Here is a 13,224-nt window from a genome sequence, read left to right as displayed (position 1 = left end):
TCGTGGATGGCATGTGTGGTGTCGTCCGGCCAGGTCCGTTCCCTGTCAGGTTCTGCGTGCCGAACGCCTGCCGTGCGGGACCTTGGCAGCCCGCTGGCGGAGCGCGGCGAGCTGGCAAGGTCCTGGGTCCGACGCACTGCTGATGGTGCGGGCAGCGGAATGCGGGGCTGCCCTCCGTCAGCTGAGGATGGGGACGAGTCCAATGGCGAAGACCACGTAGAACCCTCCGGCCACCGCCAGGCGGCCGGGGGTGAGTTTGTGGGCGCGCATGGTCAGCAGGAGGTAGACGATCGCGGCCATGGTGATGATCCCGGACCACAGCAGGGCGCCGTCGAAGTGCCAGCGGGTGAAAAGCAAGCCCAGGCCGCTGGGCACGGTGGCCTGGATCATCATCGCGCCGGAGATGTTGGCGAGCGCCAGTTTGGTCTTGCCCTGCCGTACCCAGATGACCGCGTTCATGATTTCGGGCAGTTCGGTGGCGATCGGGGACAGCAGCAGCGCGGTGACCGAGGCGGACAGGCCGATCATGGGGCCGATGGAGTCGAGCTGCTTCACGAACAGCTGCGACGCGAAGAAGATCACCACCAGGGTGATCAGCGTCTGGGCGACCACCGCCCAGGTGGCAGGGGAGGCGGCCCTCGGCTGGAACTTCAGCGGCTCCAGCTCCTCACCCTCTTCGTCGTCGTCCTGGCCGCCGCGGATCTCGCGCCAGAAGTAGACCGCGTACGCGGCGAAGAACAGCAGACCGAGAGCGGGCTTGAAGGCGAATGCGACCAGGCCGAGGGCGACCTTTACGACGAAGATCGGCAGGAACCACTTCTGGTCCTTGGCCAGCCGCTTCATGTCCTTGGCGCTTCCCAGGGCGTCCTCGGCATCCGGATAGACATCCGGGTTGGAGGGGGCCATCCCCGTCTCGGCGAGGAGGGCAACGCGCTGCCGGCGCCGCTTGAGCAGCAGCATCGCTCCTGTCACACCGTAGGCGACGGTGGCCAGGGCGAGGGGGCCGCCCATGGCGGCGCCGACGCCGATGTTCTTGGCCTCGTCGGTGGCGCCGGTGGTCACCGCGACCAGGGTGACCACGGACTCGGGCAGGGCGGTGCCGAAGGCGGCCAGGATCGTGCCGACCGCCATCTTCCCCACATTGAGGCGCTCGCCCAGCCACTCCACCGCGTTGACGAACCACTCACAGGAGAGGTAGATCGCCACCGCGCACACGATGAGCAGTATGAAATGGATCACGGGTATCGTCCGGCCTTCCCGCAATCGGCGGGGGCTTCGAGGACGACCAGCGCGCGGGGCGGCAGACGGCTTCGACCCCGCCGACGCGCTGATTTACGTCGTCGACAATGGGCCGAAGGTCTCGCCCACCCGCATCCTCAACGGAGACGGGCCCGGTCACCGGGAACTCGAGGGCTCCAGTGTGTCGACGACCGGTATTGCGGGGCTACTCCCCTTCGCAGGGGCCCACTGTACACAGTCTGTCTGAACACCGTGGCCCGTCACGGGCTCCCTCGGGTCGCTGCGGTGAACGCGCCGCAGAGGCACCGTTTCCGCCGGTGGAGGTGGTCAGGGCGTGGCTGCGGCCATGTTGGTGTCGGCGGGGGCGTCGTGCAGACCGAGCCGCAGGTGTTCCACGTGGTAGAGGGCCTGTTCGAGGAGTTCGGCGACGTGGTTGTCGTACAGGCTGTAGATGATGGAGCGGCCGCGGCGTTCGCCGGTGACCAGGCCGAGGTTGCGCAGCAGCCTGAGCTGGTGGGAGCAGGCGGACTGTTCCATGCCGACCGCGTCGGCGAGTTCACCGGCCGCGCACGGCCCCTCCTGAAGGCGGGCGAGGATGTACAGCCGCGACGGCGTCGCCAGTGCCTGGAGCGTGGAGGCGACATCGGTAGCCCCCGCCGCATCCAGGCGTTCGCGGGGGGTGGCAGCGGTTTTGTCGTCGACTCCATGGCCCATGGCGTCATCCTATCAATGATGAATGAAGACCTATTCATTCATTCCTGTATGGTGAGGGTGTTGCAGTCCCCACACCCGTGAAGGGTCTCTTTGCCATGCCTTCCGCCCTTGTCGAACGCCCGGCACCGGCTGCCGCCGCTTCGGCGCGCGACTCCGCCCCCAAACGCCGCACCCGTGTGTTCGCGCTGGCCGAGGCACGCTGGGCCGCAGCCGCCCTGCTGTTGTTCCTGATTGCGCTGCCGCTCCAGCTGACCGGCGCACCGGCCTGGGCGTGGGGGCCGCTGCTCGCCCTCACCTACGTCACGGGCGGCTGGGAGCCGGCATGGGAGGGCCTCAAAGCTCTCAAGGACAAGACGTTGGATGTGGATCTGCTGATGGTCGTCGCCGCGATCGGTGCGGCGTCCATCGGGCAGGTGATGGACGGCGCGCTGCTGATCGTCATCTTCGCCACCTCCGGCGCCCTGGAGGCGTTGGCCACGGCCCGTACCCAGGACGCGGTCCGCGGCCTGCTCGACCTCGCGCCGACCACTGCCACCCGCCTTGGGGACGACGGCCGCGAGGAGACCGTTGCCACGGCCGATCTGGCTGTCGGGGACACCACCCTCATCCGTCCCGGCGAGCGGGTCGGCGCCGACGGCCGCGTGCTGGACGGGGCCAGTGAAGTCGATCAGGCCACCATCACCGGCGAGCCCCTGCCTGTCGCCAAGGAGGCCGGCGACGAGGTGTTCGCGGGCACCCTGAACGGCACCGGCGCGCTACGGGTCAAGGTCGAGCGGGATGCCTCCGACTCGGTGATCGCCCGGATCGTGGCCATGGTCGAGGAAGCCTCCGAAACCAAAGCCCCCACCCAGTTGTTCATCGAGAAGGTCGAGCAGCGGTACTCCCTGGGCATGGTCGCCGCGACCCTGGCCGTCTTCGCGGTCCCGCTCGGCTTCGGCGCCGACCTCACCAGCTCGCTGCTGCGCGCCATGACCTTCATGATCGTTGCCTCGCCGTGCGCCGTGGTCCTGGCCACCATGCCGCCGCTGCTGTCCGCCATCGCGAATGCCGGACGCCACGGCGTCCTGGTCAAGTCCGCCGTCGTCATGGAACGCCTCGGCCAGATCGACTCAGTCGCCCTGGACAAGACCGGCACCCTCACCGAAGGCACTCCCCGCGTCACTGACATCCGCCCCCTGACCGGCAGCAACCTCGACGAGGACAGCCTGCTGGCTCTGGCGGCCGCCGCCGAGCACCCCAGCGAACACCCTTTGGCCCGCGCCATCGTGGACGGCGCCCGTGAACGCGGCCTGGACATCCCCGGGACGCGGGATTTCAACTCCGCCCCCGGCATCGGCGTGACCGCCACCATCAACGAGGCCGCCATCGCGGTCGGCGCCCCGGCCCGGCTCCTCAACGGCGCCACCGACCCGCGCTCGGCCAGGGCGGCAGCTGTTGCTGAGGAGCTGGAGAATGGCGGCCGCACCACCGTCCTCGTTGAGTGTGACGGCATCCCGGCCGGGATTCTCGCCATCGCCGACCGGCTCCGCCCGGACGCAGCCGCCACCGTCACCGCCCTGAAGGCGCTGACCGGCACCACCCCGATGCTGGTGACGGGCGACAACCCGCGCGCCGCCGCCCGCCTTGCCACCGAGGTCGGCATCGTGGCCGACGACGTACATGCCGGACTCCTGCCGCAGGACAAGGTCGAGGCGGTACGCCGCCTGGAGGCTCGTGGCCGCAAGGTGCTGGTCATCGGCGACGGCGTCAACGACGCCCCCGCCCTGGCCGCCGCCCACACCGGCATCGCCATGGGCCGCGCTGGCTCCGACCTCGCCCTGGAAACCGCCGACGCGGTCATCGTCCGGGACGAACTCGCCACCGTTCCCAAGGTGGTGGCCCTCTCACGTGCGGCCCGGCGTCTGGTGGTCCAGAACCTGGTCATCGCCGGGGTGTTCATCACCGGCCTGGTCATCTGGGACCTGGTCGCCACCCTGCCGCTGCCGCTCGGCGTCCTCGGCCACGAAGGCTCCACCGTCATCGTCGGCCTCAACGGCCTACGCCTGCTGCGCGATGCGGCCTGGAAGCGCGCCGGCACCGAAGGCATCCAGTGAGCAAGCGCACCCGCCGGGCCGCTCCCACCGCGAAGGCGCAGGCGGCCCGGCCCACCGTCACCGTATGCCGGGGCTGCTGCTGCGGCACCCCGGCCAAAGTCCCGCGCCTGGACCACGAAGCCCAGCTCAACGACCTCCGCATCTCGCTTGCCGGTGTCGCCATGGTCCGGCGCACCGACTGCCTCGACGCCTGCGAGCGTGCCAACGTCATCGTCATCCAGCCCTCCATCGAAGGCCGCAAAGCAGGCGGCCGACCCGTCTGGCTCGGCGAGGTCAACGACCCCGACGCCGCCGCCGACATCACCAGCTGGGTCAAGGCGGGCGGCCCCGGCCTCGTCGACCCGCCCGACATCCTCGACCTGTACACCTTCCAGCCCTCGCGTCGCGTCCGGCACGAACTCGACGACTGATCCCCCCAACTGAGGGCATCCGGCGCGGTGCAAGCTGGCCACCCTGCCGCGCTACTCCCCGGTCATCCGTCCGCTCCTCAACAGCGTCGGCGTCGGTGGGACCAGGAATCGGGTCTTCAGCCAGCCCTGCTCGGACTGGGGTACGGCCACGGACAGAGCTGGGCCCCTGAGCGCGGCTCACGGGATCCGATGGGGCCGCGGCTGCGTCGCAGGCCATCGAGAAGCGGTGCCTGCTGAACCGCGACCTGGTTGCCCAGATGCTGGACTGGATAGGCAGGCGTCCGCGTCGCGGACGCCTCTACCGGGCCTTCTTCGCCACCCTCTACTACGCGGGTCTCCGCACTACGCGGGTCTCCGCCCCGAGGAGGCCGTCGCCCTCCGTGTGGGTGACGCGACCTTGCCGGAGACGGGCTGGGGCGAGTTCCTCGTCCATGAAGCCCAGCCCGAAGTCGGCAGTCAGTGGACCGACACTGGTGACGTCCACGAGGAACGGGACCTCAAGGGCCGAGGCGAGGGTGACACGCGCACGGTCCCCATCCATCCCTCCCTGGTCGCACTCCTCCGCGAGATCATCAAGGAGTACGACCTCAAGCCCGCCGCCCTCCTCTTCCCGGGAGAGAAGGGGGGCATGCTGGCGGGTTCGGTCTTCCGGCGTGTCTGGGCGAAGGCACGCGAGGAGATCCTGGACGAGCACGAGTTCAAGTCACCGACCGGCAAGCGCGTGTACGACTTGCGTCACACCTGCCTGACGACATGGCTCAACAACGGCATCCCACCCGCCCGGGTCGCCGAGTGGGCCGGAAACAGCGTGCCGGTGCTGCTGGCCATTTACGCACGCTGCATCGTCGGCCAGCTGGATGACTACCTGAAACGGATCGAAGACGTCCAAGACCTCCCGAAGGTAGCGGCGTGAAGGGCGGCCTCGGAACCCCACGAAGATGGGCTCCGAGGTCGCTCTCTTGTGTGCTCGGAGGGGCGCAGAGAACGGCCTCGCGACCCCAGATTTTGTGGGACGTATATGGGACGGACACCCGTAGGGGCCCGGTTTTGGCCGGTGCCAGCCGGACTCGCCCCCAGCGCAGGCGAAGAATCCGATTAACGTGGAAGACCAGGGAAACGCAGCCTGACCTGCGAAAACATCGCCAGCCTGACCGGTGGTCGGTGGCGCCCCCGGCAGGACTCGAACCTGCGGCCAAGCGCTTAGAAGGCGCCTGCTCTATCCACTGAGCTACGGGGGCCGGCTGTGCTGGCCTCGTACGTACTGCCCGGTGCGGGCCGGTCCGTGACGTTGCCGGGGACAAGGATAGAACTCCCCGGTCCTCGTCCCAGTTGCTTCGCCTCCGTGGCTCAATGTGGAGGTTCGGTGAAGCGGTCCTGATAATCGCAGGCAGGTACGAATCGTGCATCGCTTTTGGCGCCTGGCGCACCGGGTGTTGTGCACTCGTTATGCCTGGACTGTGCCTCCGTCCCGGTCGTCCCTTCCGCCCGTTGTGTTCTGTCGGCGCGCAGACATGTCTATATGCTTCAGAATTCCCCTAAAATTGGGCATTCTTCGCATGTGGTGACCTTGGACGTACGGCCCCAGCTGCTCGACACACTCTCCGCTCTGCGCGACCGTGTCGCCGCCGCACGCTTCCCGCTGCCCCTGGCGGGGGCCGCACGCGCGCGTGCCAATCGCGACGAACTGCTCGCACAGCTCGACGACTATCTGGTGCCCCGGCTCAAAGAGCCCGAAGCGCCCTTGCTGGCCGTCGTGGGCGGATCGACCGGTGCCGGCAAGTCGACCCTTGTCAATTCTCTGGTGGGCCGCCGGGTCAGTGAGGCGGGCGTGCTGCGGCCGACCACCCGCACGCCGGTCCTGGTCTGTCATCCGGAGGACCATCACTGGTTCAGCGGCATGCGCGTGCTGCCCGACCTCACACGCGTGTGGGTACCGCACCAGGAACCCGGCGACGACCCCCTCCTCCCCGGTGAGAACCCCCCGCGCGCGCTCCGCGTCGAGACCGTCGACACCCTTCCGCGCGGCCTTGCCCTTCTCGACGCCCCCGACATCGACTCCCTGGTCGTCGACAACCGCGTGCTCGCCGCCGAACTGATCTGCGCCGCCGACATCTGGGTGATGGTCACCACGGCCGCGCGCTACGCCGACGCCGTCCCCTGGCATCTGCTGCGCACGGCCAAGGAGTACGACGCCACCCTGGTGACCGTCCTCGACCGGGTGCCCCACCAGGTCGTCTCCGAGGTCTCCCGGCAGTACGGCGCCCTCCTCACCAAGGCCGGGCTCGGCGACGTACCCCGGTTCACCGTGCCCGAGCTCCCCGAGTCCGCGTGGGGCGGCGGACTGCTTCCGGCCACCGCCGTCGCCCCGCTGCGCGCCTGGCTCCTGCAGCAGGCCCATGACCCCGGCGCCCGCCAGCACACCATGGCCCGCACCGCCCACGGCGTCCTGGACTCCCTCAAGGCCCGGATGCCCGAGCTGGCCGCAGCCACCGCCGCCCAGTACGCCGCGGCCCTGCGGCTGACCTCCGCGGTCGAGACGGCCTACGACAGCGAGCACGCGCGCGTGCGCGGCCGGCTGCAGAACGGCGCCGTCCTCGCCGGTGACGCCCTCAAGCGCTGGCGCGCCTTCCCCGTGGACTGCACCGCCGGTGAACTGCTGGACGCCCTGGTGGAGAGTCTCGCCGCGCTGCTGCTGTGCGCCGTCACCGCCGCCGACGAACGCGTCGACGACTCCTGGCGCCGCGAACCCGCCTCCGCCGCCCCCGGACTCACCGACCGCGACCCCTCCCTGGAGAGCGCCGAGCACCGCATCGGTATCGCCGTCCGGCGCTGGCGGCGCGAACTGGAGGAGTACGCCGACGACGAGGTGCGCGAGCTCGACCGCAGTGTCGCGCCGGACCCCGAGGCCGTCGCCGCCCTGGTGGCCACCGCGCTGCTCGGTGGCCGCCGCACCCGGGTGGCGGGGGAGCGGCTCGCCGAGCGCATCGGTGCCCACGGCGCGCTGCGGCTGCGCGACCGCGGGGGACGGCTGCTCACCGAGCACGTGGACCGCGTCATGCACATCGAACGTGAACGCCGCCTCGCCCCGCTGGACGCCCTCGACGTCCACCCCGAACCCCAGGCCGAACTCATCGCCGCCCTGTCCGTCCTCCAGAAGGAGAGGTGACCGGTGACCGCCGTCACTGACCACGACCACACGGATCACATGGAACGCATGGATCACACCGGTGACTACACGGGTGACTACACCAGTGACTTCGAAGGCGGCCGGACCGCGGCGGACTCCGCGCCGGACGCCGTACGGGAGCCGGGGCGGGAGCAGGGACGGCCGGGACGGGATCCGGTGCCGGACCTCGCTCACGACTCCGTTCCGGACCCGGTGAGGGAATCTGCGACGGGCGCTGCGAAGGGCGCCGCGAACGGCGCTGCGAAGGGCAGCGTGACGGAGCCGGTGAAGGACTCGGTCACCGGCTCGGTCACGGGCTCGGTGAAGGACTCCGCGCCGGAGTCCGTGAAGGACCCAGAACAGCGCCTCGCGAAGGACTCCGTACCGGACGGGCCCCAGGACCGGAACGGGGCCGAGGCGGAGCCCGCCGACCAGGCCGAGGGCGCTGCCGAGACCGAGACCGTCCCGCACGCGCGCGTGCGGGAGCAGCGGGAGGAGCGGCAGCAGCGGGAGCCAGGTGACCAGGGCGGCGACGACCCGGCCGGCGCCGACGACGTCTGGGACGACGGCCTCATCGCCCGCCGGGTCACCGAGACCGCCAAAACGGCCGCCCCCGCCCTGGAGGCCCGGGGCCCGGGCGCCCCGCCCCCCGCCCCGCTGGCGTACGACGGCAAGCTGCGCTCCCGTCTCGACGCGCTGCGCGAACTCGTCGGCCTCTCCCGCACCCGCCTCGACAGCCGCACCCTCGCCGAGGCCGGCCGGGTCCTGGACGAGGCGGCCGCCCGGCGCAGGCTCTCCGGCCAGCACACCGTCATCGCCATCGCCGGTGCCACCGGAAGCGGCAAGTCGCAACTGTTCAACGCGCTCGCCGGAGTCGCCATCTCGGAGACCGGCGTACGGCGGCCCACCACCGCCGCGCCCATCGCGTGCAGCTGGAGCGACGGCGGCGCGGCCCTGATCGACCGGCTCGGTATCCCCGGCCGGCTGCGTCGCCGCCCCGTGCACAACCCGGAGGCGGACGCGCAGCTGCGCGGGCTGGTCCTGATCGACCTGCCCGACCACGACTCGGCGGTGGTGCAGCACCGCGACCACGTCGACCGGATCCTGAAGCTGGTGGACGCGGTGATCTGGGTCGTCGACCCCGAGAAGTACGCCGACGCGGTCCTCCACGAGCGCTATCTGCGGCCCATGGCCGGTCATGCGGAGGTCATGTTCATCGTCCTCAACCAGACCGACCGGCTCCCCGGCGAGGCCGCCGACCTGGTCCTCGACGATCTGCGCCGGGTACTCGACGAGGACGGCGTCGCGCTCGGCGAGTACGGGGAACCGGGTGCCACCGTGCTCGCCCTGTCCGCGCTCACCGGGGACGGCATCGGGGAACTGCGCGAGGCCCTCGGCCAGTTCGTCTCCGAGCGGGGCGCGGCGGTCCGCCGTGTCGCCGCCGACGTGGACGCCGCGGCGGCCCGGCTGCGGCCCGTGTACGGCACCGGGCGCCGCGCCGGGCTCAGCGAGGAGGCGCGCGACGACTTCGCCGCGCGGCTCGCCGACGCGGTGGGTGCCACGGCCGCAGGCGAGGCCGCCGAACGCGCCTGGCTGCGCAATGCCAACCGGGCCTGCGGCACCCCCTGGCTGCGGCTGTTGCGCTGGTACCAGGGGCGCGGCGAGCCGCCCACGGGACGCCTGCAGCAGGCCCTGCCGGAGGAGGAGGCCACCGCGCGGCAGCGCGTCGAGCACGCGGTGCGCACGGTCTCCGAAAGGGCCTCGGCCGGACTGCCCGCGCCCTGGGCGCAGGCGGTGCGCGAGGCGGCCGTACGCGGCTCACAGGGCCTGTCGGAGGCTCTCGACGACCTGGCCGCACGGGCCGGGCTGCCACCGGGGCGGCCGCCGCGGCCGGGCTGGTGGCCGGTGGCGGTGCTCGCCCAGGCCGCCATGACGCTCCTCCAGGTGGTCGGCGGGCTGTGGCTGGTGGGCCAGATCACCGGGGTGATGGCGCCCAACCTGGGCGTGCCGGTGCTGCTGATGGTCGCCGGGATCGTCGGCGGCCCGCTGGTCGAGTGGGGCTGCCGGATGGCGGCACGGGGGCCGGCCCGGCGCTACGGCCTGGAGGCGGAACGCCGACTGCGCGAGGCGGCGGCCGGCTGCGGGCGGGCCCGGGTACTGGATCCGGTGGCAGCCGAGCTGCTGCGGTACCGCGAGGTACGGGAGCAGTACGCCAGGGTGACGCGGGCGGGGGCGGGGGTGGGGTGACGTAGGCGGGGGCCGGGGCGTGGTGACATCGGCGGGGGCCGGAGTGGTGTGACGTCGGCGGAGGGCCGGGGGCGAGGTCTGAGCTCAGCGGCGGTGGCTGGGGGGGTGAGGTCTGAGGTCCGCGGCGGTGGCTGGGGGTGCGGCGGGCCCGTGGCGGTGGCTGGGGATGTGGTGAGGCCGGCGGCCGGGGCCTCACGACACCCCCGGCCCTGGTCACGGGCCTCAACCACACCCCCGGCCCTGGACGGGCCTCAACCCGACCCCCGGCCCCGACCGCGGGCCTCACACCTCCGGCCTCGACCGCGGGCCCCAACGCACCCCCGGCCCCGACCGCGGGCCCCAACGCACCTCCGACTCCGGTCACGGGTTTCCCCCCGGGCGCCGCAGCGGGCCCCGCCACACCTCCGCCCCCCCCGGCCCCGGGCACGGGCACCACACGTCCGAGCCGGCCGAGAGCCTCCACACCTCCGGCCACCGCCGCCGCCCCCACAACACCTCAGCCCCACGGCGGGGGCGGAGATGGGTGCGGCCCGAGGCCGGAGGCGCGGTGTGGCCGGCAGGAGCCGGGGCAGAGCGAGGTCCGCCGTGGGGACATGGGTCACTCGTTCGGGTGGTGGGGTTTTCCACAGGTCACCGGCGGTCCACAGCGCTCGGCGGCCCCGGCCCGGCCGCGGCAGTCTAATCCCGCGGCGATCGCCACGAGGGCGGCCGCCGCGGTGGACACAGCCGTACGGGACGGCCCCGTACGCGGATCCGCCCCGGCCCGGCGGCCGGGGAGGGAGGGGTTCGTGATGAACGAGACGTTGGTCTGCGCGGTGGGAAACGTGGCGACGCAGCCGGTCTACCGGGAGCTGGCGGCGGGACCGTCGGCGCGGTTCCGGCTGGCGGTGACCTCACGCTACTGGGACCGCGAGAAGAGCACCTGGACGGACGGCCACACCAACTTCTTCACGGTGTGGGCCAACCGGCAGCTCGCCACCAACGCGGCGGCCTCGCTGTCGATCGGCGACCCGGTCGTCGTACAGGGGCGGCTGAAGGTGCGCACCGAGACCCGGGAGGGCCAGCAGTGGACCTCCGCCGACATCGACGCGGTGGCGATCGGCCACGACCTCGCACGCGGTACGGCGGCCTTCCGGCGGGCCGGGAAGCCGGAGACGGCGGCACCGGCACCGCCGCCCCGGCCGGAGCCGAACTGGGAGACGCCGGCGGAGTCTCCCGACACCACCGCGCAACAGCAGTCGGAACCGCTGGCGGTGACATGAAGTCGGCCCGAGGGACGAACCGTTGACCACGGCCCGACCGAACTACGGCCGTCTGGCCGCCCGTTGACGGCTTGTCGGCGAATACACCCCGAACCGCCCGCCGCGACGGCCGGGTGGATTTGTCGATAAGCCCTGCTCATCCGCGGTTCCGCGATAACGATTACGGATCGGATCGCTCATCGGACCATCTCACCTGGAATAGGCGGTCCGGCTGATCCATAGGATGCCTGGCGTGGCCTCTGGGGTCGCTGATTCTGCTGGTGGGACCGCCCCCCACGTTCAAGGGGTCCTGCTCGAAGGGGAATTCTGTGTTCGCTGCGTTCTCTGGTTCCTCGGCGCCCCGCGCGTCCGCCAGGCACTCCGGCACGGCCGTGTCCGCGCGAGATGTGGCCCGCCTCGCCGCCGCGACGCTGGCGTCCGGGCTGGTGGCCGCCGCCGTGCTGACCGGCGCCGGCCGGGCCGCGGCCGACGGCGGGAGCGCCCAGAGCCAGACCGGGGCGACTGCGACCATAAGCGGCCTGAAGACCTACGGCGAGGCCGTCGTGCACGACGACAGCGGCGACGAGCAGGTGGCCGCGGGCCTGTTCGAGATGTCCGTGGAGGGCGGCGGCACGCTTCAGACGTACTGCGTCGACCTCCACAACCCCACCCAGCGGGACGCCAAGTACCACGAGACGGCCTGGAGCGGCACCTCGCTGGGCGCCAACAAGAACGCCGGCAAGATCCGCTGGATCCTGCAGAACTCCTACCCCCAGGTCAACGATCTCGCCGCGCTCGCCCGCAAGGCCGGAGCCGGCAGCCTCACCGAGCAGGACGCGGCGGCCGGCACCCAGGTGGCGATCTGGCGCTATTCGGACGGCGCGGACGTCGACGCCGTCGACCCGCAGGCCGAGAAGCTCGCCGACTACCTGGAGAAGAGCGCCCGCGGCCAGACGGAGCCGCAGGCCTCGCTGACCCTGGAACCGCCCGCGGTCTCCGGCCGGCCGGGCGACCTGCTCGGCCCGGTCACCGTCCACACCAACGCGGGCACGGTCACCGTGATCCCGCCCGCCGACGCGGCCCTGACCGGCGTACGGATCGCCGACAAGGCCGGCAAGCCGGTCACCGCGGCGCAGGACGGCAGCGAGCTGTACTTCAAGGTCCCGGACGAAGCCACGGACGCGTCCGCCGAACTCACCGTCCAGGCGTCGACGACCGTCCCGGTGGGCCGCGCCTTCACCTCCGAGAGCCGCAGCCAGACGCAGATCCTGGCCGGCTCCAGCGAGTCCACGGTCACCGCGACCGCGGACGCGACCTGGGCCGACCAGGGTGCGATACCGGCACTGTCGGCCGAGAAGAACTGCGCCGAGAGCGGTGTGGACATCACCGCGGCCAACACCGGCGACAAGCCGTTCACCTTCGAGCTGATGGACGCCGAGCACACCATCCCCGCGAACACCTCGCGGACGGTGACCATCCCGCTCCAGGAGGACCAGGCCTACGACTTCACGATCACCGGTCCCAACAGTCTCGAACGGCGCTTCACCGGCGTCCTCGACTGCAAGACCCAGGCCGGTGAGAGCAGCCTCACCACCCAGACCCTCAGCGAGCCCAGCCCGGCCTCGGTCGGCGGCACCGCCTCCGACGTCAACCTCGCCGCCACCGGCGGCGACTCCGCGACCGGCGTGATCACGGGCGTCGCCATCGGCCTGGTGGTGATCGGCGGCGCGGTCCTGGTGATCCTCCGCCGACGGGAAAACCCGACGGGCGACTGATCCCCACCGAAACAACGGCGAGCCGACAGCTCCGCCGCGCAGGATGCCCTCGTGACCCAGTCACCCCACAGCACCTCCTCGGACTCGGTGCAGTCCCTGTGGTCGCAGGACTCGGTACTGCCGATCCGCTCGGTGGGGTCGCCTGGCGGCGAGCGCTCTGCTCCTGCACCGGGCCCTACAGGCCCCTTCCGACCACCACGGCCGCCCGTGACCCCCGCCCCGCCACGACCACCCACGAACCCCCAGCTCACAGCCCCCTGACCAAACGGGTTAACACCCAGCGCTGGACGTCAGGCAAGATGGGGTGTATCTGCCCACTGCCAGATTCAAGCTGCCGGA

The 13,224-nt window shown here is 71.6% G+C and carries 9 protein-coding genes and 1 tRNA gene; 7 read left to right on the top strand and 3 right to left on the bottom strand.

Features of this window, described 5'->3' with window-relative positions; all coding sequences use genetic code 11:
• Window positions 1-177 precede the first annotated feature (177 nt).
• Together ACZ7OO_RS13990 and ACZ7OO_RS13985 are read right to left on the bottom strand one after the other, a co-directional pair.
• Window positions 178-1,239, bottom strand: a complete 1,062-nt coding sequence (locus tag ACZ7OO_RS13990) for a sodium:calcium antiporter (RefSeq protein WP_471504605.1) — start codon at window positions 1,237-1,239, stop codon at window positions 178-180.
• 327 nt (window positions 1,240-1,566) lie between these two features.
• A complete protein-coding gene (locus tag ACZ7OO_RS13985) occupies window positions 1,567-1,953 on the bottom strand; it encodes an ArsR/SmtB family transcription factor (protein WP_471504604.1) in 387 nt (128 codons plus the stop codon).
• 95 nt (window positions 1,954-2,048) lie between these two features.
• Here ACZ7OO_RS13985 and ACZ7OO_RS13980 point away from each other — a divergent pair, with 95 nt between their 5' ends.
• The 3 genes from ACZ7OO_RS13980 (at window position 2,049) to ACZ7OO_RS13970 (ending at window position 5,369) form a co-directional block, all read left to right on the top strand.
• Complete coding sequence (locus tag ACZ7OO_RS13980; protein ID WP_471504602.1) at window positions 2,049-4,046, top strand: heavy metal translocating P-type ATPase; 1,998 nt, start codon at window positions 2,049-2,051, stop codon at window positions 4,044-4,046.
• Window positions 4,043-4,456, top strand: a complete 414-nt coding sequence (locus tag ACZ7OO_RS13975; protein ID WP_471504601.1) for a (2Fe-2S) ferredoxin domain-containing protein — start codon at window positions 4,043-4,045, stop codon at window positions 4,454-4,456. The genes ACZ7OO_RS13980 and ACZ7OO_RS13975 overlap by 4 nt, the downstream gene beginning before the upstream one ends.
• 382 nt (window positions 4,457-4,838) lie before the next feature.
• Window positions 4,839-5,369 (top strand): tyrosine-type recombinase/integrase, encoded by a 531-nt coding sequence (locus tag ACZ7OO_RS13970; RefSeq protein WP_471504599.1) that lies wholly within the window; start codon window positions 4,839-4,841, stop codon window positions 5,367-5,369.
• A gap of 249 nt (window positions 5,370-5,618) precedes the next feature.
• Here ACZ7OO_RS13970 and ACZ7OO_RS13965 read toward each other — a convergent pair.
• Window positions 5,619-5,694: transfer RNA gene (locus ACZ7OO_RS13965), tRNA-Arg, on the bottom strand.
• A 320-nt stretch (window positions 5,695-6,014) separates the two neighbouring features.
• On the opposite strand from ACZ7OO_RS13965, the gene ACZ7OO_RS13960 reads away from it, so the two are divergent.
• From ACZ7OO_RS13960 to ACZ7OO_RS13945, 4 genes are all read left to right on the top strand, one after another.
• Window positions 6,015-7,622, top strand: coding sequence for a dynamin family protein (locus ACZ7OO_RS13960; protein ID WP_471504597.1), 1,608 nt, complete (start codon window positions 6,015-6,017; stop codon window positions 7,620-7,622).
• Between the two features lie 3 nt (window positions 7,623-7,625).
• Entirely contained in the window at window positions 7,626-9,869 is a 2,244-nt protein-coding gene (locus ACZ7OO_RS13955) for a YfjP family GTPase (RefSeq protein WP_471504595.1), read from the top strand.
• Window positions 9,870-10,660: 791 nt separating this feature from the next.
• A complete protein-coding gene (locus ACZ7OO_RS13950; protein ID WP_471504594.1) occupies window positions 10,661-11,131 on the top strand; it encodes a single-stranded DNA-binding protein in 471 nt (156 codons plus the stop codon).
• A gap of 371 nt (window positions 11,132-11,502) precedes the next feature.
• The gene (locus tag ACZ7OO_RS13945; protein ID WP_471504592.1) at window positions 11,503-12,885 is read left to right on the top strand and encodes a Cys-Gln thioester bond-forming surface protein; all 1,383 of its coding nucleotides are present in this window, start codon (window positions 11,503-11,505) and stop codon (window positions 12,883-12,885) included.
• Window positions 12,886-13,224 lie beyond the last annotated feature (339 nt).

Source organism: Streptomyces sp. NPDC111744, from assembly GCF_055634995.1.
Note: the sequence above shows the minus strand (reverse complement) of the source record. Positions and strands in the feature narration are given on the sequence as shown.

Coding starts and splice junctions, on each gene's coding strand:
- ACZ7OO_RS13985 (WP_471504604.1), bottom strand. CDS start 1,953: ATGGGCCATGGAGTCGACGACAAAACCGCTGCCACCCCCCGCGAACGC.
- ACZ7OO_RS13980 (WP_471504602.1), top strand. CDS start 2,049: ATGCCTTCCGCCCTTGTCGAACGCCCGGCACCGGCTGCCGCCGCTTCG.
- ACZ7OO_RS13950 (WP_471504594.1), top strand. CDS start 10,661: ATGAACGAGACGTTGGTCTGCGCGGTGGGAAACGTGGCGACGCAGCCG.